The organism is Zobellia barbeyronii (genome assembly GCF_018603515.1).
GTDB classification, from domain to species: Bacteria; Bacteroidota; Bacteroidia; order Flavobacteriales; family Flavobacteriaceae; genus Zobellia; species Zobellia barbeyronii.
This window is the reverse complement of the sequence record NZ_JACATN010000002.1, coordinates 710,061-734,911: the sequence shown is the minus strand read 5'-3', so window position 1 is coordinate 734,911 and position 24,851 is coordinate 710,061. Positions and strand designations below refer to the sequence as shown.

Annotated in this window: 24 protein-coding genes; 3 read left to right on the top strand and 21 right to left on the bottom strand. The window is 35.4% G+C overall.

The features are described 5' to 3' along the window. Positions 1-161 precede the first annotated feature (161 nt). Together HW347_RS07630 and HW347_RS07625 are read right to left on the bottom strand one after the other, a co-directional pair. Positions 162-503 carry a hypothetical protein gene (locus HW347_RS07630; protein ID WP_214611290.1) on the bottom strand — a complete coding sequence of 114 codons (342 nt, stop codon included), beginning with the start codon at positions 501-503 and terminating at the stop codon, positions 162-164. Positions 504-656: 153 nt separating this feature from the next. Continuing rightward, complete coding sequence (locus HW347_RS07625) at positions 657-1,250, bottom strand: methyltransferase domain-containing protein (protein WP_214611289.1); 594 nt, start codon at positions 1,248-1,250, stop codon at positions 657-659. 178 nt (positions 1,251-1,428) lie between these two features. Here HW347_RS07625 and HW347_RS07620 point away from each other — a divergent pair, with 178 nt between their 5' ends. Next, entirely contained in the window at positions 1,429-4,461 is a 3,033-nt protein-coding gene (locus HW347_RS07620; RefSeq protein ID WP_214611288.1) for a ThuA domain-containing protein, read from the top strand. A 69-nt stretch (positions 4,462-4,530) separates the two neighbouring features. On the opposite strand, the gene HW347_RS07615 is transcribed toward HW347_RS07620, so the two are convergent. From HW347_RS07615 to HW347_RS07590, 6 genes are all read right to left on the bottom strand, one after another. Beyond that, complete coding sequence (locus HW347_RS07615) at positions 4,531-6,144, bottom strand: M1 family metallopeptidase (RefSeq protein WP_214611287.1); 1,614 nt, start codon at positions 6,142-6,144, stop codon at positions 4,531-4,533. A gap of 144 nt (positions 6,145-6,288) precedes the next feature. After that, entirely contained in the window at positions 6,289-6,861 is a 573-nt protein-coding gene (locus tag HW347_RS07610) for a hypothetical protein (protein WP_214611286.1), read from the bottom strand. Positions 6,862-7,016: 155 nt separating this feature from the next. After that, positions 7,017-7,826 carry an MOSC domain-containing protein gene (locus tag HW347_RS07605; RefSeq protein WP_214611285.1) on the bottom strand — a complete coding sequence of 270 codons (810 nt, stop codon included), beginning with the start codon at positions 7,824-7,826 and terminating at the stop codon, positions 7,017-7,019. 9 nt (positions 7,827-7,835) lie between these two features. Continuing rightward, the gene (locus tag HW347_RS07600) at positions 7,836-8,948 is read right to left on the bottom strand and encodes a polysaccharide lyase family 7 protein (protein WP_214611284.1); all 1,113 of its coding nucleotides are present in this window, start codon (positions 8,946-8,948) and stop codon (positions 7,836-7,838) included. A gap of 124 nt (positions 8,949-9,072) precedes the next feature. Continuing rightward, positions 9,073-9,900, bottom strand: coding sequence for a PIG-L deacetylase family protein (locus HW347_RS07595; protein WP_214611283.1), 828 nt, complete (start codon positions 9,898-9,900; stop codon positions 9,073-9,075). A 56-nt stretch (positions 9,901-9,956) separates the two neighbouring features. After that, positions 9,957-10,469, bottom strand: coding sequence for a M23 family metallopeptidase (locus HW347_RS07590; RefSeq protein WP_214611282.1), 513 nt, complete (start codon positions 10,467-10,469; stop codon positions 9,957-9,959). Between the two features lie 297 nt (positions 10,470-10,766). Between HW347_RS07590 and HW347_RS07585 the strand changes: the two genes are divergently transcribed. After that, positions 10,767-12,455: a right-handed parallel beta-helix repeat-containing protein gene (locus HW347_RS07585; RefSeq protein WP_214611281.1), complete on the top strand. Its 1,689-nt coding sequence runs from the start codon at positions 10,767-10,769 to the stop codon at positions 12,453-12,455. A 75-nt stretch (positions 12,456-12,530) separates the two neighbouring features. Here the strand turns inward: HW347_RS07585 and HW347_RS07580 are convergent, their stop codons facing one another. The 7 genes from HW347_RS07580 to HW347_RS07550 all read right to left on the bottom strand — a co-directional run bounded on the left by HW347_RS07580 (position 12,531) and on the right by HW347_RS07550 (position 17,606). Continuing rightward, complete coding sequence (locus HW347_RS07580; RefSeq protein ID WP_394370274.1) at positions 12,531-12,596, bottom strand: hypothetical protein; 66 nt, start codon at positions 12,594-12,596, stop codon at positions 12,531-12,533. A 68-nt stretch (positions 12,597-12,664) separates the two neighbouring features. Continuing rightward, positions 12,665-13,069 (bottom strand): RidA family protein, encoded by a 405-nt coding sequence (locus tag HW347_RS07575; protein ID WP_317195310.1) that lies wholly within the window; start codon positions 13,067-13,069, stop codon positions 12,665-12,667. A 127-nt stretch (positions 13,070-13,196) separates the two neighbouring features. After that, positions 13,197-13,592, bottom strand: coding sequence for a nuclear transport factor 2 family protein (locus tag HW347_RS07570; protein ID WP_214611280.1), 396 nt, complete (start codon positions 13,590-13,592; stop codon positions 13,197-13,199). Positions 13,593-13,680: 88 nt separating this feature from the next. Then, positions 13,681-14,616 carry a nuclear transport factor 2 family protein gene (locus tag HW347_RS07565; RefSeq protein WP_214611279.1) on the bottom strand — a complete coding sequence of 312 codons (936 nt, stop codon included), beginning with the start codon at positions 14,614-14,616 and terminating at the stop codon, positions 13,681-13,683. 782 nt (positions 14,617-15,398) lie between these two features. After that, the gene (locus HW347_RS07560) at positions 15,399-15,836 is read right to left on the bottom strand and encodes a hypothetical protein (protein WP_214611278.1); all 438 of its coding nucleotides are present in this window, start codon (positions 15,834-15,836) and stop codon (positions 15,399-15,401) included. 194 nt (positions 15,837-16,030) lie between these two features. Next, on the bottom strand, positions 16,031-16,945 hold the full coding sequence (locus HW347_RS07555) for an NAD(P)-dependent alcohol dehydrogenase (protein WP_214611277.1): 915 nt from the start codon (positions 16,943-16,945) through the stop codon (positions 16,031-16,033). 163 nt (positions 16,946-17,108) lie between these two features. Beyond that, a complete protein-coding gene (locus HW347_RS07550) occupies positions 17,109-17,606 on the bottom strand; it encodes a hypothetical protein (protein WP_214611276.1) in 498 nt (165 codons plus the stop codon). A gap of 231 nt (positions 17,607-17,837) precedes the next feature. On the opposite strand from HW347_RS07550, the gene HW347_RS07545 reads away from it, so the two are divergent. After that, on the top strand, positions 17,838-18,341 hold the full coding sequence (locus tag HW347_RS07545) for a hypothetical protein (RefSeq protein ID WP_214611275.1): 504 nt from the start codon (positions 17,838-17,840) through the stop codon (positions 18,339-18,341). A 103-nt stretch (positions 18,342-18,444) separates the two neighbouring features. Here the strand turns inward: HW347_RS07545 and HW347_RS07540 are convergent, their stop codons facing one another. The 6 genes from HW347_RS07540 to HW347_RS07515 form a co-directional block, all read right to left on the bottom strand. Then, positions 18,445-19,401 carry a YncE family protein gene (locus HW347_RS07540; RefSeq protein WP_214611274.1) on the bottom strand — a complete coding sequence of 319 codons (957 nt, stop codon included), beginning with the start codon at positions 19,399-19,401 and terminating at the stop codon, positions 18,445-18,447. Positions 19,402-19,472: 71 nt separating this feature from the next. Next, positions 19,473-20,015, bottom strand: a complete 543-nt coding sequence (locus HW347_RS07535) for a hypothetical protein (protein ID WP_214611273.1) — start codon at positions 20,013-20,015, stop codon at positions 19,473-19,475. 91 nt (positions 20,016-20,106) lie between these two features. Beyond that, entirely contained in the window at positions 20,107-20,913 is an 807-nt protein-coding gene (locus HW347_RS07530; RefSeq protein ID WP_214611272.1) for a DUF3667 domain-containing protein, read from the bottom strand. A 149-nt stretch (positions 20,914-21,062) separates the two neighbouring features. Further along, entirely contained in the window at positions 21,063-22,118 is a 1,056-nt protein-coding gene (locus HW347_RS20780; RefSeq protein WP_214611271.1) for an OmpA family protein, read from the bottom strand. Between the two features lie 355 nt (positions 22,119-22,473). Continuing rightward, positions 22,474-23,646: an MFS transporter gene (locus tag HW347_RS07520; RefSeq protein ID WP_214611270.1), complete on the bottom strand. Its 1,173-nt coding sequence runs from the start codon at positions 23,644-23,646 to the stop codon at positions 22,474-22,476. A 6-nt stretch (positions 23,647-23,652) separates the two neighbouring features. Continuing rightward, positions 23,653-24,840 carry a nuclear transport factor 2 family protein gene (locus HW347_RS07515; RefSeq protein ID WP_214611269.1) on the bottom strand — a complete coding sequence of 396 codons (1,188 nt, stop codon included), beginning with the start codon at positions 24,838-24,840 and terminating at the stop codon, positions 23,653-23,655. Between the last annotated feature and the right edge of the window lie 11 nt (positions 24,841-24,851).

Genomic DNA, 24,851 nt, shown 5'->3' with positions numbered 1-24,851 from the left:
TTTTTTGGTAGGTCAGATTGAATCCGTTTTTTTTAGAATTTTGTTTGTTGACAGTTGCTTACAGCCTAAATAAGGCGGAAGCATGTCTATTTTTTGAATGATAGTGCTTGCTTTTGGTCAGTTTTAGACGCAGAAGAACATAGCTTGGATGTAGAAGGGTATTAAGCCAATTCGGGTGGCTCGGTAATATCTGAAGTAAGAAGTGTGGATTTTAAATTAGAATCCATTTTGGAAATTTCAGTTTTCTCGTAATCTAAAATAAAATCAAGATTAATTTTGAACATTGATTGAAAGTAGACTGTAGTTTGCATTTCTGTTTTAGAACTCTTTTCTCCAAAAGGGTTCTTACTATTCTCTTCTGATTCTTTGGCAAGTTGCTTGGCTAGGTAACATTTACCGTCACAGTTAAGCATTGGTTTATCTTTATTCTCGCACAATACATTTTTGATATAGTCATAGTTGGCCACATACTCGGCCACTGGCCAAAGAGGTTTGACCATCATTATAAATGCTACGAAAAGTATTACGCATTGCTTCACATCGCAAAAATACTTTCTTTTTTCTTTTGAAGAAATATATTGCGGTCAAAAAAGAGAATCTTTTGCCATTGAACATCTTACTGCAAATTCATAGCAGATGAGAACTTGGTTTGTCTTTTACTTTTTAAGAAAAATACCAAAAAGTTCACTGTCCTTGCGTGGTGGAATAGAGTTATAGGAGCTTGTAAAGGTAGTTGTACTAAAATGTGGGTTTAGATAATTGAGATATAATTCCTTCGTACCTCCAAAAGGGCGTTTTACCATATCACCCGTTAGTGGAATATCAAACCAAAGACCCACAAGCTTACCACCGGGCTTTAGGAGGTTTGCCATTTGTTGGGCATATGCATTCCTGTTTTTATTAGTTGGTACAAATGAGCAGAAAAAGGTTTGCTCAAGAATAAGGTCATATTGGTTGTCGTGTTCAAAGAAGTTTGTTTGTAATAATTGCTCTTTAGGAAAATTTGGAATTCTCTTTTGAAAGTGTTGAAGCGGGATTTCCGAAATATCCATGACATGAACATTTTTAAAACCTTTTTTCCATAAATATTCTGCCTCATAGGCATTACCAGCTCCTGGTATTAAGATAGAAATATTCTTATCCGTAAGTTGGTCTATATATTCTTTTATGGGGGTAGAAGGGTAGCCAATATCCCAACCTGTTTTGTTTTCTTTATAACGTTCCGTCCAATATTTATTCTCGTCGGTCATTGGTAATTTGTATTTAAAAGTCTTCTGAGTTTTCAAGTTATGATAAATTGACGGTCAAAGTGTATTAATATTTTCCCAAAACTGTATTTCTAACACTTCATTTTGGGCGATTAGATAGCGAATCATTACATTTAAAACTTGTTTTCAAACTAAACCAAATAAGTCAAGCAATTCATTTATGAAAAAAACAGTATCCATACTAGTCCTAGTATTAGGACTGATTGTTGCCAGTTGTGGCGATGGTAATCACAAAAGAGAAGGTAAACCTAAAGTATTGGTTTTTTCCAAAACCGTTGGTTGGGAACACAAATCTATTCCAGCTGGTATTGCTGCCATTCAAAAACTAGGTGGCGAACAGGGCTTTGAAGTAGATGCCACAAAAGACTCCGAACTTTTTAATGAGGAAAATCTAAAGCAATATTCTGCGGTTATCTTTTTGAGTACCACATTAAACGTTTTAGATGCTAAACAAGAGGCAGCTTTTGAACGTTACATTCAAGCTGGTGGAGGTTATGTAGGTATACATGCCGCGGCAGATACAGAGTATGATTGGGGTTGGTACACAAAATTGGTAGGAGCTCAATTTAGAAGCCACCCAAAAGGTACACCCGAAGCCGATTTTATTGTTACCGATAAAAACTTTGGCGCAACAGAATTTTTCACGGATTCTGTTTGGCATAGAAGTGACGAAATTTACAATTACAACAAGCTGAACCCAGATGTTCATGTAGTGATGACGGTAGATGAGTCTACTTATGAAGGCGGTACAAATGGAGATTACCACCCATTTGCTTGGTATCATGAGTTTGATGGCGGTAGAGCTTTCTATACAGGAGCTGGCCATACAGACGAAACGTTTTCAGAAGACCTTTTCTTAAAACATTTACTAGGTGGTATTAATTATGCCATTGGTAAGAATGAGGTTTTAGATTACTCTAAGGTTACAACACAAATACCACCAGATGTTGACCGTTTTTCAAAAAAGCAGTTGAGCATAGGTGAGTTTTTTGAACCTACAGAAATGGCGGTATTACCTAATAATGATGTGCTTATTGCACAACGTCGTGGTCAGATTGCATTGTATAATGATGCTACGCAAGAGCTAAAAGAAATAGCTTCTTTAGATGTCTACTATAAAACTTTGAACACAAAAGGGGTTAATGCAGAGGAAGGCTTAATGGGACTTCAGAAAGACCCTGATTTTGCGACTAACAACTGGATATATCTTTATTATTCTCCTACAGGTGATAAGTGGGTAAACCGTTTATCTCGTTTCCAATATAAGGACGGGGTTTTTGATTTGGCTTCTGAGCAGGTCATTTTAGATGTGGATTCACAAAGAGAGATTTGTTGTCATACCGGTGGTTCTATTGCTTTTGGACCAGACAAGTTGTTATACCTTTCTACTGGTGATAATTCTACTCCTTTCAACGAAAAAGGAGTAAAGTATGTTAGCAATGGTTTTGCACCGTTAAATGATATTCCGGGTCATGAGCAGTATGATGTACGTAGAGCTTCTGGAAACACCAATGATTTAAGAGGAAAAATTATCCGATTAAAAATAAACGAAGACGGTAGTTATGATATTCCTGCAGGTAATTTGTTTGCTGAAGGAACAGAAAAAACGCGTCCAGAGATTTACACCATGGGACATAGAAACCCGTACCGTATTTCAGTTGATCAAAAGAACAGTGCGTTGTATTGGGGAGAAGTAGGACCTGATGCTCGCGAAGATAAGTTGGATACACGTGGACCAAGAGGTTACGATGAAATGAACCGTGCTACGGAAGCCGGTAACTTTGGTTGGCCATTATTCATTGCGGATAACAAACCGTATGTAGATTACGATTATGAGACTGGTGAAAGCGGTATTACTTTTGACCCGCAAAAGCCAATCAACGATTCTAAGAACAATACAGGACTTCGCGAACTTCCACCTGCAAAAGGGGCTTATGTTTATTATCCTTATGTGGATTCAAAAGAATTTCCGGAAGTAGGTTCTGGTGGTAGGAATGCTATGGCAGGACCAACGTATTATTCAGATTTATATCCTAACGGAGGTGGATTACCAGATTATTTTGATGGTAAGACCATTATTTACGATTGGATGCGTGGATGGATGAAAGCCGTAACCTTCTTTGATGACGGTACATTCAATAAAATGGAACCTTTTGCTTCGGATATTAAAGTGAATAGTTTAATTGATATGGAAATGGGCCCGAACGGAAGGGTGTATTTACTGGAGTATGGTAGTGGTTGGTTTACACAAAATGAGAATTCAGCTTTAAGTTATATCGAATATAATGGAGGCAATCGTCCACCGGTTATAGATGGTATGATTGTTGATCACACTTCTGGTAAATTACCGCTTACGGTTAACGCAAAAGTAGATGCGAGAGACCGTGAGGATGATGCCATTTCTTATGTTTGGAATTTGGGTGATGGAGAGACTAAAGAAACCACTGAACCACAAATTAGCCACACGTTTGCTACTGCAGGAGAGTATAGAATTTCTGTTGAAGTAAAAGATGCTCAAGGTGATGTTGCAATGAGTGATGTGATTTCTGTAGTTGCGGGAAACTCAAGACCTGAAGTAGCTATTACTTTAAATGATGGAACCGCTATTTTTGAAAAAGGAGTTCCTGTAAAGTATGAAGTAAAAGCTACTGATGCCGATGGTGACGTTATTGATTCAAAGAACATTTTTGTGTCTGTAGATTATTTAGAAAGCTTTGACGAACAGAACATGTCTTTAGGTCATCAACAGGTTTCTGCTGCCGTTATGGGTAAAGCACTAACCCAGGGCATGGATTGTAAAACTTGTCACAAAGAGGCAAGCCCATCTATAGGGCCGAATTATAAGGCTGTAGCCGATAAATACAAAAACGATAAGAAAGCAAAATCGTACTTGCAGAAGAAGATTGTTGCCGGTGGTGGCGGTGTTTGGGGAGAGGTAGTAATGCCTGCTCATCCTAATATTACGCAGGATGAAACCAGACAGGTTGTTGAGTATATTATGTCATTGGCCGATACCGGAGAGAAGCTAAAATCACTTCCTGCTTCTGGTAGTATTGTACCTAAACCTACTAAAGATGATAAGGTGATGGTAATTACCGCAAGCTATACGGATAAAGGGCAAGAAGGTACCATTCCGCTTACTGGAATGAAGACTGTTGTTCTTAAAGAAAAAGGAGCAGATAAAACAGAGTAAAACTCTTCTTTAAAATAAAAAAGCGGCCCACATGAAAATGTGGGCCGCTTTTTTATGGAGTATACTTAATTATTTTACCTGCTTGTGGTCTACATAATAATTACGATCTACCTCTAAAGTAGAAAGGTCACCGTCTAACTCTTGACTTTTCCAATCTGCCGTAGGGGAGAGGATTTGTGGCTTACCATCAACTAGTATATTAAGCGGCATGGCAAAACCATCTACAATATTTGTATACCGATACTTTACTTGGTTACCATCTATCTTATATTCAAAAAGCGGAATTTTTGTAGTTCGCAAATATTGATCAAATACTTTTGAAAGGTCTATTTCTGATTTTTTTGAAATATATTCTTCAATCTGTTTTGTGGTTACCGTTTGGTGGTAAAACTCACTATTTAGTCCACGTAGCGCTTGTCGCCATTTTTCGTCATCGTTTACCAATTGTCTTATGGTATGGAGCATATTGGCGCCCTTGTAATACATATCTTTTGAGCCTTCGGTATTTACACCGTACGGACCAATAATAGGCTTGTCATTTTGAATGTTTGTACGCGTACCAATTACGTAGTCTGCCGAAGCCTCTTTGCCCAAATGGAAATCTAGAAACAGGTTTTCCGAGTAAGCCGTAAAGCTTTCGTGAATCCACATGTCCGCAATATCTTTATAGGTAATGTTGTTTGCGAACCACTCGTGGCCAGATTCGTGAATGATAATAAAATCGAATTTTAGACCTAAACCAGTTCCGGATAGGTCTCTACCCAAATAGCCTTTCATATATTGATTTCCGTAGGTAACGGAACTTTGGTGTTCCATGCCTAAATAAGGTACTTCTACCAACTTAAAACTGTCTTCGTAAAAAGGGTAGGGACCAAACCAATGCTCAAAAGCTTCCATCATTTTTGGAGCATCTTTAAAGTGTTCTTTGGCTTTTTCCAGATTATCTCTAAGCACATAGTAATCCATGTCTAAAGTACCTTTTTCGCCATCGTACTTTTCGCCAAAATGAACATAGTCGCCAATATTAATGTTAACGCCGTAGTTGTTAATAGGGTTAGCAACAAACCAATGGTAGGTATTTGTATCCTCGTCTACTTTTCTTAACCTACCGTTGGAGACATCCATAAGTCCCCTTGGAGATTTTACGCTAATGAGCATACTATCTACTTCGTCATACATATGGTCTTTATTAGGCCACCAAACACTAGCGCCCAGCCCTTGGTTAGAAGTTGCTACAAAGTCATTGCCATTAGGGTCTTTTTTCCAAGAAAACCCACCATCCCACGGAGCACGAATCGCTTCTTTTGGATGACCTGAGTAGTATACTTTGATTTCGTTAAAATCACCTTTTTTTTGTTTTTTCTTCAGCTGAACAAAATGGGCATTTCCATTATTTACTACTTCCAGTTTTTTACCGTCTTGAGTTACTTTTTCTATGGTCAAAGGCGGTTGAAGGTCAACCTGCATCACTTGATTCTTTTTCAACACTTTATAGCGGATGGTATTGCTTCCGGAAATGAATTTTTTGTCTGGGTCTACTGCTACATCCAAATGGTAATAGTTGAGGTCCCACCATTCGCGTTCTGGTGTAATACTTCCCCTTAAGGTATCTTGTTCTGTAAATTCTTGACAAAAAGCAACTGATGTTGTTGCCAGAAGTATTGATACTAGTATTTTCTTCATCTTAAAATTTTAAGTATTTTGAACAAAGTTCAAGATAAAGGTATAAAATTTTTGAAGCTTATTATTTATGTAGAATTTAATAGAAAATGGAAACCTTTTAAATTTCAATTTGGTTGTAATCAATTCTATTTAAAAAGGATTTTATCAATTTAGAGGAAAAGAAAACCCCAGTGCCATGGCTCCGGAAACCTGTTCTAGAGAAGGGTAACTGTAATAGGTTAATTCAAGTTCAAAGTCGTGATTTTTACCTATAGCCAAACCTAAACTAAAAGGTACATGGAATTGTATGCCATTAGCTTTTATATGCTTCGTTGGGGTATAGGTTTCAAAAGAACCAATTGACGAACCAAGCCCAAGCTCAAAATATGGAGCTACATACGGTATGGGTGCAACTATACGAATCTTACCACCAAACATAAAAGCCTTCGTTGTAACTCTATACTGTGCAAGACTAGCGTCCGTAACGGTTTCATTGGGAGAAGTAAAAATGACCCCAGCATAAGGCCTAACACCAAACCATTTGCGTATGCCAATGACGTATTCTCCTTGAGTATAAAATCCAGTACCACCTATATTGTAATCCTCAAGGGGAATGGTTAGACCATAGCCAACCGATGCCTTAATAAATTGCCCTTTATTAGGTTGGGCTAGTACAAAATTTGAGAAACATAATGTAAAAAACAGGAGGAAAGCAAGCGGCCTAAAAATAGTAGACATAGATGTTTATTTTAGGAGCGAATGTAACTTTTCCTACATATCTCGTAATAATCAAATCGATGAAATACTGCAATTAACGACAACAGAAAAGTGGATTCATAAAACCTAAATGGAGTACGGATTACGGATAAAATTTACGAATAGAACAAGAAATTTTATCTAGCAGCTATTATTTCGTCAGTTGTACTAATAGCGCCTATTTTTTTAGGCGTTAAATATATCCCGAAGTTGATACTGTTGCTTTCTTTCCGGTATGTAGATAATGTTCTTAACGGTTCTTGCTTGCTATGAACTTGTATTGTGATTGGGTCAATTGTGGTAAATTTACACCTGGGTGTTTTAAGTGTTACTTCAAATTCGCAATCACCAATGGTAATGCTACTCCAATTATCCTCTTCATAAGCAGCGCATCCTGACACTACAATATTTGGTCTGAAGTTTTGAATAGTAACCGGACTCTCTAATTTAGAATTTAAGTCGTTCAGGGACTCTTCGGAAATTAAATGAATAGGCGAAATATCGCTAAATGAAATGAAATCATTTTCCTTGCCATTATACTTTGATTTCACTCGTCTAAGTTGTTCTGAATGTATAGCAACTAGGCGGCTTTTTTCATTCAGCGTATCAGATAACCAATCATCCGTTTCACTACCAACAACTTTAGCGTTCGCGGTATCACTGAATATTTGGATATCAATTTTACTGGTCAAAACCTTGTTTAAATCTATAGAAACAGAAGGTTTTTCAGGTGTTGAAAGAAGCAAATTTCCATCATCAATTGTTGAAGATATATTTAGGAGTTTTGGATTTTCTCTGGCTGTTAAAATCTTATTTTGTGAATTAATTACAGCAAAGGCCCGATCATATTTGAATCCAATTTTTTGAATATCTACACTACTTACTTCTATTGGTTGGCAAGATTTTATAGGATAAAAATATAGGTTCTTTATTTTTAAGTCCTTCATTTTCTAGTTCTAATCATTTTTGGTAAAATAACCTTCATTAGATACTGCATCTTCACTTACAGATATACTTCCTGTTTTAAACCAAACCTCCGCATAGTTTCCGTCTGCATATTGCTTTTGGATATCACCGTTATGCGTTTCAGCACCAGAACACCAGTTCATGTTCACTTCGGGAGATTTTCCATTTGTTTGGTTATAGGCACCAAGTTTAAAGAAACAACCTTCGCCAGCATATGCTTCTTTACGTTCTACGCCATCTTGACCAATTGGCACAAATAATTTTTGTGTTTGCTTAGGTATGTCCGCTTTTGTAGCATATTCGGATTCGATTAAGTTTTTTGTAAAGGTTTTAGTTTCGTGATCTTTACTTGTAAATGTTAAGTTCATTATACCGTCCTTAACTTCTATTTCATAACTAAATTCTTCTCCTAAAGCAATACCATCCTTAGGTTCTTCTGGAGGGGTATTTGCCTCAGTACCAACAACAGAAAAGTCATTACCCCAAACTGCTGAGGAATAATCCCATCTTTTAGAATTGTCATCGCCTGCTGTATTGATTTCATAATGCCAAAAAACAGAACCCTTAGTATGACCAGGAAATTTTTTGTAAAAGATTTTAAGCGGTTCGTTCTCAAATTTATCTGCACTATGAATCTGTCCGACCACCACAGCGTGTGAAGCCGCTACGCGGGCATCACCAGTAGCAGATACATTCATTACTTTAAGGGTAGCGGTTAATTTATCGTTAGCGGTTTTTGGATACCATTTTTTTATTTGTGCTAATTCAGTTCTTGTATTATTTGAAGTTCCATGGGTGTCGCCACCATTGGGAGCCTTAAACACAATCCAATCACTATTACCATCATTTTCAGTATAAAAGAAATCTTTGTTTTCAAAGTTATTTGCAATACCCGCATTTGAACCATCACCTAAAATCAATTTCCAATCATCAAAAAACGGAATAACGTCACTTGCGTAAACAGTTTTTACAACTTCTTTTTCATCTGTGTCAGACGTTGTTGCTGTATTCGTTTTTTTAGAGGCATTTCCGCAGCTATTAAGTGCAAGAAAAAAACCAATCGTTAATATCGTTGCTACTGATGTGCTAATCTTTTTATTCATTTTATTAGTGTTTGGTTTCAAATACTTCTCTTTTATTTCTTGTGAAATTTACTCATTTAATAGTTAGTATAGTGCGGCAGAGGAATATGTATTGGAGTTCTACATTTTTGTTGAATTCTATGTTCTAATCAAAAATGCGATTCTTAACCGTTTCAGAACCATTCCAGGGCCTCAAGTAGATTAAGCTGTCTGTTTGTCCCATCATAGAAAATAAATCATCTATGGCTTCTGCTGTGTATTGAGATTTATGACAACTAGATGCTTCATGTCCCAATTTTAAATCTTCCTTGCTAAAGGATATTCTGTAAGTGAGAAATCTCTTTTGAGTAGTTTTTAAATTCTCATTGAACCATGTAACCAAGTTCGTATTCAGTTTTAATTCCTTGTCTTTAGATTCTTTAGGAAAGCCATAATAGAGTAGTTGTTGGGTTTCAGATGCTTCCCTCTGAAAAACTTCTGTAACGATATTGCTAACCATACGATGGTCAGAATGACCATATTCTCCGCCAGGCCCAAAGGTAATTACAACTTCAGGATGGTGTTTTATGAATAAGCTATCAATTTTATCATCTAAAGAAAATAGGTTTTCATTCAAAGCTAGATCACCATCAGTATAATTCAAAAAAATAGGAGGGTTGATATCCAAGGTTTTTGTTACACAAAAGGCTTCCTGAGCGCGAACACTAGCAAGTGAATCTCCAGCAGGGATATTGGCATGTGGTGTAACTCCTTTGGAGCCATCAGTAACAATTACTAAATGAATAGTAGCACCTTCTTTTGCATATTTAGAGAAGATAGGAGAAATTACAATCTCATCATCTGGGTGGGCAAATATGGCCATTAAGGTCTTGTCTTTACTGTTTTCTGGCTCCTTTTTCTGTATTTTTTGGTTTTGGTTATTGCATGAAAATAACATCATAAAAGCACCAAGGGTTGGTATAAGTTTTTTCAATTTGTGGATTTAGGTTTACTGCTATGTTTTTATTTACACTAGGCTGGTATTAACTTTTAATTGTCAGCTTTAAAGAATTCAATCGGATTTAAATAAAACATTTTTTTCCAACCTTGTCTGTCTGTATCTATTTTCCAAACGTAAGGAATAATTGTTAAAATTGAATAGTGTAGATGTGGTGATTTTCCGGCAGCGTTACCACTTGTCCCAACGGTTCCAATTGTGGTGTTTGTATTTGCAAGAGATAAAGAAGTTGTTTTCAATTTATTTAGATGTGCATAATAATGTAATCTCCATTTTGGCCCCAGTATGAGAACAAATTTTCCACCCATACTTATCTCACCGGAATATAATACCACACCCGATGTGGAAGAATTAATCTCAGTTCCTTTTTTAGCAAAAATATCTACGCCTTTGTGAGTAACTGACTTGCCCCAAGGAAAAAACCAAAATGATTTGGAATTATAGTCAGATTTAGTTGCTCCTTTAACCGGCATTCTTAAATCTTGAGGAATCAAAAAACCAATAATTATAATTAAAAATATGCTGATTGAAAGTCTTTTTCTCAATTATAGTTCTTGATTTTGGGTTAGTGGTAAAGGTGAAAATATAGCTTGGTTTTAGAATTTCTACAAGGACTATTCCGCTAATGACAACCGTACAATTTTAAAGGTAGCGGTTTTTTACTTGAAATCTAAACCTTGTAAATTATACTGACCTGTAGTAGTCTTTATTTCGGGAGCTCTGTTGTTTTACAGAGGCGCGGAGTTTTGTGGCTAGCTAATGTAAACTTAGTGTAGTTTGACGATGTTAATGAAAAACAACCAATAAATAAAAAAAATGCTCGTTAGGTAAAAAATAGAAATATGAAAAAATTTGTGTTTACCATAGCGCTGCTAAGTCTGATATTTAGTACGGTTACCAGTTGTAGTACGGATGATAATGCTGATACCGAGGATGGTAACTTAACTTCTTCTGAAACACTAGGCGCATATGTTGCTCCAATAGGAGTTCCGGATGCATGGATTTCTCCTGATATTGAAAGTCCAGAGAGACCTAGCTCTTGGGAAACAGAACTAGCAGGTTATTATTTTGTTGAGTATGCTGTTGGATCAGATACTGATAATACCTACGGAACGCCAAGTTCTCCTCGTAAAACAATTCCAAATCCTGTTCCTGCAGGGTCTTATGTTGTTGTTGCTGGTAATTATAATTACATACAAAACGATATTAAACTAAGAGGAGAAGGCACAGGAGATACTTGGGTAGCTGGCGAAAGCGGACCTGTTTGGGTGGTAAGTGATTCAGAAAACAAAGCCGAAATAACAGATAAAAAAATGTTGCTATCAGGCAGTTATGTATATCTAGACGGATTTTATTTTCACTCTGGTGGTCGCATACAATTGGGTTCATATCAACCTGGTAGTCAGGTAGATCATATTTTGATTCGAAATAGTGAGATGAAGGGCGAAGTTGATGTTGCTGGTGGTGTCTTAATAAATACTGTTGGTTTAGAAGAAGGGCCAGCAAAAGATATTATCATCTACAATAATAAAGCACATAGAATAGGTCCTCTAGATTCTGATGTAGATATTGATGCACGTGGTTGCTCTATACAATCATATACCAGTAATATGTGGGTATTAGATAATGAATTTAGTAACTCATCTGCCGGACTTCAAGTAGAAGCTGGTTCATTGGCCAACCAAACAACAACACATCATATTTATATTTCCCGAAATCATATTTTTGATATTGCTCAAGCAGGTATTGGAATAAAATATGCTCTAGATATTATTATCAGTGAAAATGTGGTGCATGATATTATAGATACGCCGTGGTCTCCTTCAAAAGGAATTGGGTTTCAATATGCACCAGATCGTGTTTGGATTCTTTTTAATGAAATCTCTAATGTATACACGGGCATTCGTGGAGGTAGTGATAATGGCGGTGCAGGTACTAATGGTAAAAGTGTCTTTATAATCGGTAACCTTATAAAAGATGTAACTATAAACGGTACCGCGCATAATGGTGCTACAAGTGGGTTGGGAATAGAAATTAATAATGGCGCTACCCCAAGATATATCATTAATAATACTATCGTGAATAGTGATATTGGAGTTGCAAATGGCTATTATAATTCAACTATGTTTATCGAAAATAATATGATTTCTAACACAAAAGATTTTGATATAATGCTTGAAGATAGTTATTTGACAGGATCACAATCTACACTTAGAAATAATCATTTTGATGCTGAAGCTAAAATTACATGGAGTAATGGAGTTACTCATGATTTGGCAAGCTTTCAAACAGCTTTTAGTAAAGGTGAAGGGTGTATAAGCGCAAATCCTTTATTTGTTGATACTAGTGTAGAAGATTTCTCTTTGCAAGCATCTAGTGCAGCTATAGATGCTGCATTGCAGCCAAGTGACTTAACTTTTGATGTCTATGCTCATTTCGAATCCTTATACGGTCTTGATATTAGAGTTGATTTCAATCAAGTTTCTAGACCAAATAATGGATCGTGGGATATGGGTGCATTTGCAAATTAATTTCTACTTAAGTACGCAGTATTAAAAAGTAAATAAAAGGTGCGAGTACTCAAAAAAAATGGGTTTACGAGCACCTTATATAGTGATAATAACGTTTCCTTTTTTATGTCCCTGATCTACATATTCATGTGCCTTTACTATTTCAACTAACGAATAAGTTTGATCAATAAAAGGTATGTGTACCTGTTTCTGCCAGTTCTTTGTATTTTTCAGTTTACGTTATATACTTCTAATTCTATTTCAATCATGAACTCTGGCAATTCCAATTCTTTTACTCCAAGCCAGGACCCGGTTGGAAATTGAGTGGTATAAATTTCATTTCTATAAGCTGCAAATTCCAAGAACTTAGGCATGTTGGTGGTAAAGACATTTTCTACAATAACATCATCAAAGGTGCAGCCATAATATTTTAATATTTTCTCCAAATCTGCGTAACAGTTTTTCATTTGTTGTTCAAAATTACCTACAGCTGTTGCATTACCTTCGTCATCCATACTTACAGTACCGGATATTTTTATGTCGTTCCCTATTTTTACGGCATGTGAGTAACCATAGGCTTTTTCTACTTCTGGACGTAGGAGAAAGTATTCTGGAGTATCATTCTTAGCGATTATTGTTTCAGCCTCTTTTTCATTTTGCTGTAGATTACATCCAAGGAAAGTTATTGAAATTAGAACTATAATAATTCCAGTTTTAGAAAAAAATCATCTGTTCATATATGACTATTTAAAAGTTGATAATTTATTTACTGGTTGCATCTGCCAATTTCTTGGTATCGGCATATTGTTGAAAGGTTATCACTTTTCCATTTTTTAGTGACCAATGATGAGCTACTTGTGCATCGTACAGCGCACCATTGTTTTTCCTTTTGGCATCATACCGTAAAGTTGCAAGCACTTTGTCATTGTACATATTATGCAGTTCAATGTCTTTGAGGTTAAAGTATTCATGTTCTTCTCCAAGTCTGGCAAAGACACCATTTAATACGGCTTCCGGCCCTATGTATGGATTGCCATCTGCTAAGGAATTACTTTCTGCTTCATTCCAGACAACTTTTTCATCTAATAAGCCCAATACGGTTGGAATATCACCGGTAGCGAAGGATTTGTAAACACGGTCTATAATAGTTTCATTCATAATTTTTTCTATTCAATAGGTTTCAAAACAGTTGTATTTGCATTTAATTAAAAAATGCCGTGAAGTATCAAAATTCACGGCATTGATTTTACTTCTCCAGCATTGTCCTGTTGAAATAGATCATCTCGGATGATATTTTGCCTTCTTCATCAAAATCATCATTAATATGCATAGGGAGTGTAATTTCTTTCTTGTCTGATTTTCTGACCAAATGAAAATCCCACCAAGATAAAACGGACCTTCCGTTGCCCATTTCATATTCCAAGTAATCTGGATAGCCAATCATTTCTATACTTTTAATTTCAAAATTGTCAAGAAATTTTTGCCGTGTAGCTTTTACTTCATCTCTATTGCTGGGAGTATTAAAATCATCATTTATGTTATAAAACCGGGCGTCCTCGGAATAGTAACCAATAGCTTTGTCTAAATCTAAGTTTTCAAATGCATAGACCGCTTTACGTACGGTATTAATGTTGTCATGATGGTTGTAAATTGTACCGTTGGTACGGTCTACAAAACTTGCTCTCAACTCATCAAAAATGCTTTCGTTTAGATATTCGATCGTCATTTTAATTTTATTGTCTTTGGTAACTAAAACAAGACGATGTGCTGGCGAAGAAAATTTTACACCCGTAGTTTTATGGATGCCTTTTAATAAATCCCATGTTTGGACCCACACTTCATTGTTTTTGTTGTCCTCTTTGTACTCAACAGCATCAGGGTATGAACCAGGGTAATCGGATACGGAAAAATAATCTAGCTCATCAAACCAACGGTATGAATTTTTTATGAATTTTGCTTTTCCAGAGCCTTCGGGATTAGCTTTTGTGGAAAGTCCGTTATATGCCTTAAAATCATCCGTTAACATACTTGCTAACTTCGTAGTATCTCCTTTTACAAAAGCCTCCGTAAAACTAGCAACCACATCAATAGCGGGATGTTCGTTATAAACTGTTCCGTTTTTCTTTTGAGCAAATGTGATGAGCGATGTCATCATGACGAGCATAAAAATTGTTTTTTTCATTGTACTTGGTTTAAATTATTAGATTGGTTAAGTTTTTTGGAGTATTACTTTCTAAAACACTAGTACTAGAATTGCTACAGTATTAGAGAAATATCTCTATCTGAAAATTATTTACACATTATTTTATATAGTACTCTTCTGGGGAGAATGGTTTATCCTTGTTTAACTTAAGGATGGGGGAGTATACTAATCGCAATTTTACCGTTGGCTACTTATATTGTAATAGAGTAAGGAGCAGATGTTCCTTTTTTAGTCTCTATAAATTGGTATCAACTATCCATTATTATTTTAAAGAAATAGATAATTTATAGAAAAGACAGTTATTTAGGGACGAATAGGATTTTAAATTGTCCGAAACCCTCTATTTATTTATCAAAGCGTTAATGGAAGAGGAAGTCACTCATCAAAAAAGTTGATTCCTAATTAATTACTGTACCTAAAAAATGGGTGGAAGCTTTTAACCCGTTTCTAGTAATATACAGACCTAAGAAAATACCTTACTTTAAGAATTGATGATTCTATGAATTTTTAAATTGAGAAAAAATATGTCTTAATGAATATTGTAGGTAGGAAAATAGTACTATTAAAAGGATAGCAAAAACGTTTTTAGTGTTCCCATTATACTCTCTCCAATCATGTCAATTAAACATTTGCCGAGGTAGTTGTTATAGTATGCACTGTACTTAAACTCTTTTCCCGCTTAGTAATTAAGTAATTCTTTTCGCTTTTTGAGAACCTGCATGTATCAACTTTCAATAAAAAAGCATCAAAATCGGAATGGACTATTCAGTACGTTTCCAGACCTCATTATATTGATTTCCTTCTCCTATTTGTGTCATGGTATCTCCTTCTATCTTAATTTTAAGCATGAAAGATTGGTGAATTAGGTTCATAGTACTTTCATTGGCAAATAATATGGTTTCGGTATATATACCATTTTCAATTGTATAAGTCCCACCATGATGAAAAACAACTTCTCCTGTTTTAGGGTCTGATTGGGTTATTTGCCAATGTTTCCCCACAATTGTTTTGATTCTATTAGAAACAGCTAAACCTGAATCTTCACCATTAAGATTTTTTTGATAGACCCATGTACCAATAAGATTTTTACCAAGCTCCTCGTCACTAACGCTATTTTGAGCATAAAGCTGATTTCCTATTGATAAGCTCATAAATGCAATCAGGCAAATTAAATTAGATTTTGTTAGGTTTCGTAACATGCTAGAGTAGTTTAGTTTATTTACTAAAGAATTTTCCTATAAATATATGTAATTAAATTACTTAATTTACCAAGGTTTATCATATAAATGTAAAAACATCGAGAGATGCTATTTTTTTAAGTAGTGTGTTGGGTAAAAAATGAAATAGCAACTAAATGTATCGTAAAGAGCTATATATGTACTAATTAAGCGGGTCATACTTCAATAATAACATTGCCTAGTTTGCGTCCGCGGTCAACATAGGCGTGCGCATTTACGATGTCTTCCAACGGAAAAGTTTTGTCAATAAAAGGAATGAGTTTTCCCTCCTCGGCGAGTGTTCTAATTTTTGAAAGGTGTTCAGGTTTTTCTTTGGTCAGCATTTTTACAGAAACGAATTTTCCACCTTTATTTAGTACTTTTTTTGCTTTTGATTTTGAGGTTTTTCCAACGGCATCAAAAACAATATCGAACTTATCTTTTAAAAGGGAATAGTCGTCTTTTTTATAATCCAGCAGGTCGTCCGCTCCAAGAGATTGTACCATCTCAAAATTTGGGCCACTGCATACTCCAGTAACAGAAGCACCCTGTTGCTTGGCAAGTTGAACGGCATAACTTCCTACGCTGCCAGAGGCACCATAAATGAGTACTTTTTTAGATTTGCTTACTTCTGCTTTCTCCAATAAGTACATAGCCGTCATGGCTCCAATAGGTAGGGCGGCAGCTTCTTTAAAACTGAGGTTTTTAGGTTTAATAGTAACCACACCATGTTTCCATTGTTGTGGCAAACAAATATATTCTGCATAAGAACCAGCATTGAGCATTGTTGTAGTCCCAAAAATGTGGTCACCAATAGCAAACTTGGTTACATTTTTCCCCTTGTCTTGGACCACTCCAGATAATTCATGACCCAAGATGCTCTTTTTTGGTTTAAAAAGTCCGAATATAAGCCTTGCGGGTAACCAGAAAAGTGCCGGAAAATCTGAACTACGTAGTCGCACATCGCCAGAGGTTACTGTTGCGGCATGAATTTTCACCAGAATTTCGTTGTCCTTTGGACTTGGTTTATCCACTTCCATTAACTTAAGAACTTCTGGCGGACCATATTCTGTATAAACTGCAGCTCTCATAAGAATTTGTGCTTAGGTGGCTTCCAACACTTCGTGTACAGTTAGATGCACATTTTAAGCACTTAATTTAGTGAATACAAACTAAATAAAAGATTCGCGAGTATTTTTTAAAAGGAAGTAAGTACTTAGAATACAGCATATGTAGTGTTATGCCAAGTTCTTTTTAGGCATTGGTCAATTCGGTCAGATATGCTTTTGTATATTTTTCTCCAAAATTGTCAATGGTAATAGCTAATGCCAAATGTATAATGAGAGCAGAAAATACTCCTAAAAGCAACGATTTGTCATTTATGAAAGACATAGCCAAACTAAGAACTACAATTAAAATGCCGTAGATTAATTTCAGTCTAAAAAAACTGGTCAGCGCTTTTTCTGTTGTTATGGATTCGGTTGCTATAAATCCAGTAACATCACTTTCATAAGTAGAAATTTTAGTATCTATTTTTTGTTGGTATTTAATGTACGTAGGGAACATCATAACCATCTCTAAAACCCCTATGACTATCAATGTTATGGCAAAGCTTTTATGAGTAGAGAATATTAAAAAAAGTAGTCCAACAATCAATGAAATTGCCCCCAATATACCTGCGGATAAAAACAACGATTTTTCACTGTTTAAAAATTCTAGTATCCATTCCATAGGTGTAGTGTTGTTTTTCAAGTGAGCTGTGTTTTGGCTGTAAAATTACGGAAACCCTTTGGTAGAATTTACAGCTTTTTTATAGGCACTGACTACTCTTTTTGATTTTGTTTATTGAGAGACCAATTTGTTGTCTGCGGAATTAAAAATTTATCGTTTGAACCTAATATATAATAAAACTAATGCATGGCTTAACTAAATAAAAGAATGTTTTATTCGTTCAATCTTCTCTAAACTTTAAAAAAGAAATAGATGAAGCGTAAGTTTATTATCCCAAGTCTTGTATTAGCATGTAGTACCTTTTTTATTTCCTGTTCAACAGATGACTCAGATTCCACAGAAGAAGAAGGTTCAACAGAAGCTGAAATTAGTACGGCAGCTGTTTCAGGTTTTTTAAATTCTGTAGCCTTTGCTCCTGCAACTACCCATTTTACAAAAGGAGAAAGTTTTGGAGATGCAGGTTATGAATTCAAACTTTTTAGTGAAACAAAAGAATGTGATGAGTTTCAATCTATAGGAGATATTTCTTTTTTCGTAGCATCGGACACAGAATTAGCACCTGGCGAATATGATGGAAAAGGCCCTTATTTTTTCTATAAAGATGGAGAGGATTCCGGAACTTCTTCCTTTTTTGGAGCAAGTGTTGTTATTACGGAAGTTACAGAGACTACTATCTCAGGAAGAGTAAAAGGTGGAGATTCCAAAGAGGAAAATGATATAGAAGGTTCTTTTATGGCTACACTTTGCCAAAAATAATAGATACTATTTTCAACAAAAAGGTGAAGCTATTGGCTTCACCTTTTTTTTTGTTCTTTAAATTTTGAAAATAGGTATTCATAAATGGTTTCAACTGTACTTGTTATTCCAATGGGGTTTTCATCATTCTATAGGGCTCCAGGGTATTTAAGTCCAGAATTTCATTAGTATTACCGTCTAGGTTATCTATTTGTGTATTCGTTATAAAATAGATGTACCCGTCGCAAATGTCAAAAGTGGTAGGAATTCTGAAACGCTCTGTAAACTCTACTAATTTTTTACTTTTTAGAATTTCCGTACCAGTAGAATTAAGTTCAAATTTAAACAGTCCGTTTTGTGATTGTTCACCCCAGCCGTTTACGATTCCGTATAAATTATTTTTATAATATTTTAAGCCATCAATACTGGAATACTCCTCTTTTGGTTTATTCAGTAGTTTTTTAGACGCTGTTTCTATAACAGCTATTCCGTTGTCTGATGCTAGGTATAAATAGTTGTCATTAGCGGAAATAGTGATACCGTTGGAGTAGGGAACAGCTTCAGAATCCCAATAAATCTGAACGGTTTTACCAGGTCTTTGAATGCTATAGATTTTATTGCTTTGAGAATCTGTGATAAAAATTTGGTTAGTAGTGCTTATAGCCAAATCATTCCAATAGTGAGAAACGGAATCCTTAATAGAGTAAGAATCAATTAAAGCTCCAGTGGAAAGTTGTAGGAGTAAGAGGATACTTTTACTTTTTCCTTCTGGTAAATTATTGCCTAGAGCGTATAAGGTATCTCCTTTGATTGTCATTCCAAAGCCAGACAGATAGTTATATTCGTTAGTTTCTAGAAATGTCTTAGGATTACTCCCATTAATAGAGCTACTTACTATTTTGTTATTTTTAAGACTGTTCAGATATACTTTTTCAGTACGGCTGTCTATGGCAATGCCTTCTGGTAACAAGTCCTTTTGAAAGTTCAATTGAATCAATTCTGGTTTCGTATCCACGCATGACAAAAGACTTATAAAGACTGAAACTACAAGAATTGACTTTGGATTTAGTGCTTTTAGCATTCGTAAATATCTAAGAGTTTTAAATTAGTAATAATAGCCATATTTATTATGGTCATTATGGGTGACAAGCATTAATCATTTGTAATTCTATCAATCTCATTTTGTATCATTTTTTCTGTAACCGTAATATCTCTAATCAATAGTTTTAGAAGTTCTTTTTTATCTATTCCTGTTTCTTTTGTATTTGGATAAATAAAATTCAATAGATATTCACCCTTCATGCGTAAAGTCTCTTTTTGTTCTTCAATATTCGCCAAAGCAGATATTTTTTCATAATCCATTAATTCAATTTTTGAATTGGAAATAGCCTTCCAAGAATTAATTTTTATTGAAGGAATCTTAATGCCCTCAGCCTTTAGTATTATCTCTAAAATAGATGTTGAGTCGTTTTTTAAATAAAAATCTACAGTGTCAATAAGAGATTCTTGTACAACTAATTTCTCGGTGATATCTTCATTGGTTTCAGCTAATTCCTTATTGATAGATGAGAATATTTGATTGATATATTTCTTGTCTTTTCTATCTTCATTCCAATTATTAATATACATGGCTATCAAAATACCCGCTATTATGGGAACTATTTCTTTGATAAATGCTAAGATGTTTTTTTTCATATTTAGAGATGTATTTTAAATTTTTACGATTAGATAGTATGAATAAAAACGAAATCTACTTCATACCTCATACAAAGGAAATTAGTTGTTATTATTTGGTTATATAGCCCCAGAAAAAACCAATAAGCACAGGTATCAAGAATAATAAAAGAAGTACTCCAACAAATTTAAAAATTCTTAATAACAGTTGACCAAATGTGAGCTGATACAGCTTTTTGTAAGTGTAGCTATAATACAAAATTGGAAGTAGCATAATGAAGCTAAAAAATAAATTTACACTTATTGTGAGGCTTAAAATAAATGACAAAAGACCTAAGAAAGACAGTATGCTTTGTAGGTATATATTAGTTACTAGATGCTCGCCAAAGTTATAGGGATTGCCAAAAACAATGCGTGCAATAAGTGTGTAAAATGGTAAAAAGAAAAAAACCATAAGGTTATAGTACTTCAATGAAAAGACATTAATAGAATCACTAAATTCATCTTGATTTTTATACCCAAATATAGGTGCTTCTTTGATATTACTTTTATCTATAGTAGGTGCTAGAGTTTCTGACTTTTCGATTTGTTCTGTGCCAAGGTTCTTTGACATTAGCTTGTATTGTTCAGAATACTGGCTAAAAGTAAATACTGAAATAGCGGTAATAATTGCAAGAAGAGAAAAAGGGTTTGCAAATTTCTTTCTTGTTCCGTTTATGTATTCTTGAATAACTACTTGAGGTTTGTAAATTAAATACCTCAAGGTGACAACAAAGTTGCTGTCCCAACCTAAAGCAACCAGTAAGTGTGAGAATAAACTTTTTAAAGTTATCCGCTCTTTAATTATTTTTGCGCCACATTCATTACAATAATTATCTTCTTCACTAATTGTAGAATTACAATTTTTACAGTTTGCCATGTATCACCTACGTATTATTTAATAACCTAGCTGTATGAAGAGATAGAAGATTATTAAATTAAATTCTCGACTAAAATACAAATTTAGTTTACTTATGAAAGTGCTAATTTCTTACAAAGGAAGTTTAAGATAATAGTTCCGAGTAAATTTTACTGTTCATCTTCAAAAATGGTCTCGGCAAATCCGGTGTTTGTTTTTAAATTCTTGAATTTGCCTTTAGAAAGTTCAAATTCCGCTCTGCGGTTTTTTTCCTTGCCTTCAGGCTGGGAGTTGTCGGCAATGGGCTTTCCTCCTCCATGACCAATAAATTTTAAACGTTCTTTGGCAGCACCCAATAGAACTAGGTATTCAGTTATGGCCAATGCCCGTTTTGTAGAAAGTGATTTATTGTACTGGTCCGATCCGTCAGTATCAGTATGTGTATGAACGGTTAAATGTAATGAAGGATTTTTTTTCAATTTATCTGCCAAAATTTGAAGACTTTTCTTGGCCTTCTCATCCAAAGAATATTCGTCGGTCTTAAAAAGGACATCATTTAGTACATAGTTAGTGTCCAGCAGAAAATCCCTATCAAAAGGATCATTCATAACCGGTTTAATCGATACCATGTCCAAATAATAATAGCCAGCACTTTTAATTCCTTTAGTAGTGGTCTTTACAGTAGATTGGTTGTTTCTAAAGTTACCGATCGTTAAAAAACGTTCACCTCCCCTTGCTTTTGTTCTGAAGGATATAAACATCCATTCCTCTTTGTCTGCAAAGTACTTGGGGTTGCCAATCTCTGTAAAATTGATCACTCGTGATTCTGTCTTTTTATATTTTAATAGAGATTTGGAATTTGCCGTATTAAGTTCGTTTTCAGAGAATAGAACTCCTATATATTTTATACCATACTGAGATTTTTCTGCCAAACTAATATAAAAACTGATAATATATTCAGTATCCTTTATAAGAGGTTCCATTAATTGCCCCTGCGCAAATTCACGATAATCATTGGCAGCAAACAAATAAAAGCCTAAATATCCCAACCCGTTTTTTGGTTGCTGATTACCATTAAAGTTATAGGGCACGCCCATTGCAACGCTACAGGTATTAAAGTAATCAGTAGTTCCGTCTGTGGGTACGGACCATCCTACTATGTTATCCTTTGCAATACCCAAATTATCAGGGCAAGCAATAAATTCCTCAAAGCTTGGGTTTACCACAAGATTTTGGGAATGGCACAATGCTGTGCATATCAATAGAAGAAAGATTACTATGTTTTTACAAGAAATCGGGGGTATGTAATTTATTACCATATAGTTTTATAGGTTTATTCTTACATAAATTTAACGTTTACTAAAGTCTATTATTGTTAAAACCAGTGTTTTAGGTCTTGTTCATGTCGGTTTTGTATGACGTTTTTACGTTCTAATCTCTGTAAGTTTCACTTGCTAATCGACAAATGACCAACAGCCTTTATTTTTTCTATAATTGATGGGTTTAAACCGAAACTTTACTCCAATTTAGTGTACTTTTTGACATGCTAGGTTCTTATAAACAGAGTTTGAAGTGTTTAATCTAGGCCTTATCCTTCTTCTTTCCCAGTAGACCTAAGAGAGCAATGGCTGGACCTAAAGCTAAAATGGTAAAGAGGTAGGTGACATCAATTGTCTCCGCTAAGGCAGAAAGCAATTGTATGCTAAAAATACTAACGGCAAAACCAATGCAGTTTACGAGGGTTAATGCCGTACCTTTTAATTCTGGTGGTACTGAGCCGGCTACTAAGTTTGAGAACTGAGGGGAATCTGCCGTAACCGCCATACCCCAAAGACACCATCCTATTAAAAATAATTCAGAGGGTAGTACAAAGAGTACGGGAGAAAGCAAGCAGAATAGACCGGATAGAAGCAATGAAATTACCGCCACTTTACGACTGCCAGTTCGCAATGAGATTAATCCACCTAAAACGCATGAAAGTCCGCCTAAGGCAATAATAACTCCTGTATATAAGGGAATGGAAAGCTCCGCGCCACTTATGATATTATAAGTTTGGATGGCTAGTGGCGTAAATGCCCAAAAGGCATAGAGTTCCCACATATGACCAAAATAACCAAATGCTGCTTGTCTAAAACTGTGGAGTTTAAAAAGTAGGGGTCCCGCACCTAATGAAAGCTTGGCACTAGGTTTACGGAATGGCCCATTGGGAACAAACGCCCATAATATTAACCCACCTGCAATAGCTAGTGCGGAGGTGATCATTATAACCAAAGTAAAATCACTACCTAAACTAGTACCGCTCACAAAATAAGGAAATGCAGTTCCTAAAACGAGTGCGCCTACCAAATAACCTAGAGCTTTACCTAGTCCTTTTTGGTAGTAATCTGCTGCTATTTTCATTCCTACCGGATAAATACCAGCAAGAAAAAAACCCGTACCAAAACGTGCAAAGAGAAGAGTCCACTTAGATAGAACTTCGGAAAGCAAAAGGAAGTTACAAGCTGCTGCCAAAATAGAGCAAATCATAAATACACGGGAAGGTGAAAACCTATCGGCAATCATAAAAAGACCAAAAACTAAAGTGCCTATAATAAAACCAAATTGCACGGAAGACAGCACATAACCAATAATTTCAGGACCTAATCCTGTTTTAAGAGTAAGCTCGTCCACAATGGCATTGCCTGCAAACCATAAGGAGGTGCAAGCAAATTGCGAGAGAATAATTATTGGGAGTATATGGGTGCGCGGCTTCAATAGAACTTACCGAACAAAAGTAACTTTGGCAATTTTACCGTTTTCCACTTCGTAAATGGCAACCACCCAATGGGTTTCTTTATTTATGGTAACCTTTTCTTTATCTATTATTTTATTACCAATAATAATGCGGTTTTTAATTTTACAGTGTAGGTTAGGAGTGGATTCAAAGAAAGCGCCATACCTTTCCTTTAATGCTTCTTTGCCCTCAAGACTTAGTTCATTTGGGAAATTAAACACTTGTATGTCTTCTGAATACGTGTTTAAAAAAGCTTTCAGATCTCTAGCATTGTAGGCATCTAGTTGATTCTGTACAATAGCCTCCGGAGTTTGTTCTACCACAAGAGATAAGTGGCTTCCGTTTGGGCTTACTGCAATACGGCTAATGTTGTTTAGTCCTTTTTTGTCCAATCGTAAAAAGCGTTTCCATTCTTTACTTTCTTCAGGGGCAATCTCCATTAATGTTTTATTATCGGCAGCAATAATATGGCCATTATCAAGCCAACAGATGTCGTCAATATTCTTGAACATTGTGGTGATGGTTTTAATCTTGCCCGTTTTTGGGTCTAAAGATTTCACTTCCCAAGGGTCATTTTTCTTACTAATAAAACTAATGAGGTTCTTTCCTGGAATTTTATGAAGCGAACGACCTACATTGCTGCAAATAGTATCATGGCTTCCATTTTTAATATTAGAAACTACTAAATCAAGACCTTCATTTCCCAGCGCTGCGGATACAATCGTTTCTTCATCAAACCAAACGTGGTAGCCTATACTAAGGTCCTTAAGAATTTCGGTATATGTACCGTCCCAAATACTGTATTTATAGAGGCGTTGTAAACCTGTAGTATCCAAACGAATTGCAGAAGTGGAGTTCTTACCCGGAATTTTTAAAGGGGAATACTCGCTGCCCTGTGGTGTGTCCGAAATATAGGTTAGCGCACCAGATTTTACATCGTACTTGGCAATGTCTGTCTGTCCCCTCCTAGTAGATGAGAATAAAATGGTGTTCTCGTTATAGAATGATGGTTGGTTATCATACCCTTCATTATTGCTTATGTTTCTTGGGTTGACCATTTCGGTCTTACCGTTTACCGTCTTTATGTCCAAAAGATATACTTCCGTATTCTGTTGGGCCTGAAGGTTCGGTAAAGAAAATAGCAAAGCTATTATTAGAACGTATTTTATTCTCATCTGGCTGGTTT

What these genes read in the sequence shown, in the direction of transcription:
- HW347_RS07615 (WP_214611287.1), bottom strand. Translation starts at nt 6,144, where the DNA reads ATGAAGAAAATACTAGTATCAATACTTCTGGCAACAACATCAGTTGCT.
- HW347_RS07540 (WP_214611274.1), bottom strand. Translation starts at nt 19,401, where the DNA reads ATGCTAAAAGCACTAAATCCAAAGTCAATTCTTGTAGTTTCAGTCTTT.
- HW347_RS07565 (WP_214611279.1), bottom strand. Translation starts at nt 14,616, where the DNA reads ATGAAAAAAACAATTTTTATGCTCGTCATGATGACATCGCTCATCACA.
- HW347_RS07570 (WP_214611280.1), bottom strand. Translation starts at nt 13,592, where the DNA reads ATGAATGAAACTATTATAGACCGTGTTTACAAATCCTTCGCTACCGGT.
- HW347_RS07620 (WP_214611288.1), top strand. Translation starts at nt 1,429, where the DNA reads ATGAAAAAAACAGTATCCATACTAGTCCTAGTATTAGGACTGATTGTT.
- HW347_RS07610 (WP_214611286.1), bottom strand. Translation starts at nt 6,861, where the DNA reads ATGTCTACTATTTTTAGGCCGCTTGCTTTCCTCCTGTTTTTTACATTA.
- HW347_RS07515 (WP_214611269.1), bottom strand. Translation starts at nt 24,840, where the DNA reads ATGAGAATAAAATACGTTCTAATAATAGCTTTGCTATTTTCTTTACCG.
- HW347_RS07545 (WP_214611275.1), top strand. Translation starts at nt 17,838, where the DNA reads ATGAAGCGTAAGTTTATTATCCCAAGTCTTGTATTAGCATGTAGTACC.
- HW347_RS07560 (WP_214611278.1), bottom strand. Translation starts at nt 15,836, where the DNA reads ATGTTACGAAACCTAACAAAATCTAATTTAATTTGCCTGATTGCATTT.
- HW347_RS07585 (WP_214611281.1), top strand. Translation starts at nt 10,767, where the DNA reads ATGAAAAAATTTGTGTTTACCATAGCGCTGCTAAGTCTGATATTTAGT.
- HW347_RS07555 (WP_214611277.1), bottom strand. Translation starts at nt 16,945, where the DNA reads ATGAGAGCTGCAGTTTATACAGAATATGGTCCGCCAGAAGTTCTTAAG.
- HW347_RS07625 (WP_214611289.1), bottom strand. Translation starts at nt 1,250, where the DNA reads ATGACCGACGAGAATAAATATTGGACGGAACGTTATAAAGAAAACAAA.
- HW347_RS07535 (WP_214611273.1), bottom strand. Translation starts at nt 20,015, where the DNA reads ATGAAAAAAAACATCTTAGCATTTATCAAAGAAATAGTTCCCATAATA.
- HW347_RS07530 (WP_214611272.1), bottom strand. Translation starts at nt 20,913, where the DNA reads ATGGCAAACTGTAAAAATTGTAATTCTACAATTAGTGAAGAAGATAAT.
- HW347_RS07605 (WP_214611285.1), bottom strand. Translation starts at nt 7,826, where the DNA reads ATGAAGGACTTAAAAATAAAGAACCTATATTTTTATCCTATAAAATCT.
- HW347_RS07600 (WP_214611284.1), bottom strand. Translation starts at nt 8,948, where the DNA reads ATGAATAAAAAGATTAGCACATCAGTAGCAACGATATTAACGATTGGT.
- HW347_RS07630 (WP_214611290.1), bottom strand. Translation starts at nt 503, where the DNA reads ATGATGGTCAAACCTCTTTGGCCAGTGGCCGAGTATGTGGCCAACTAT.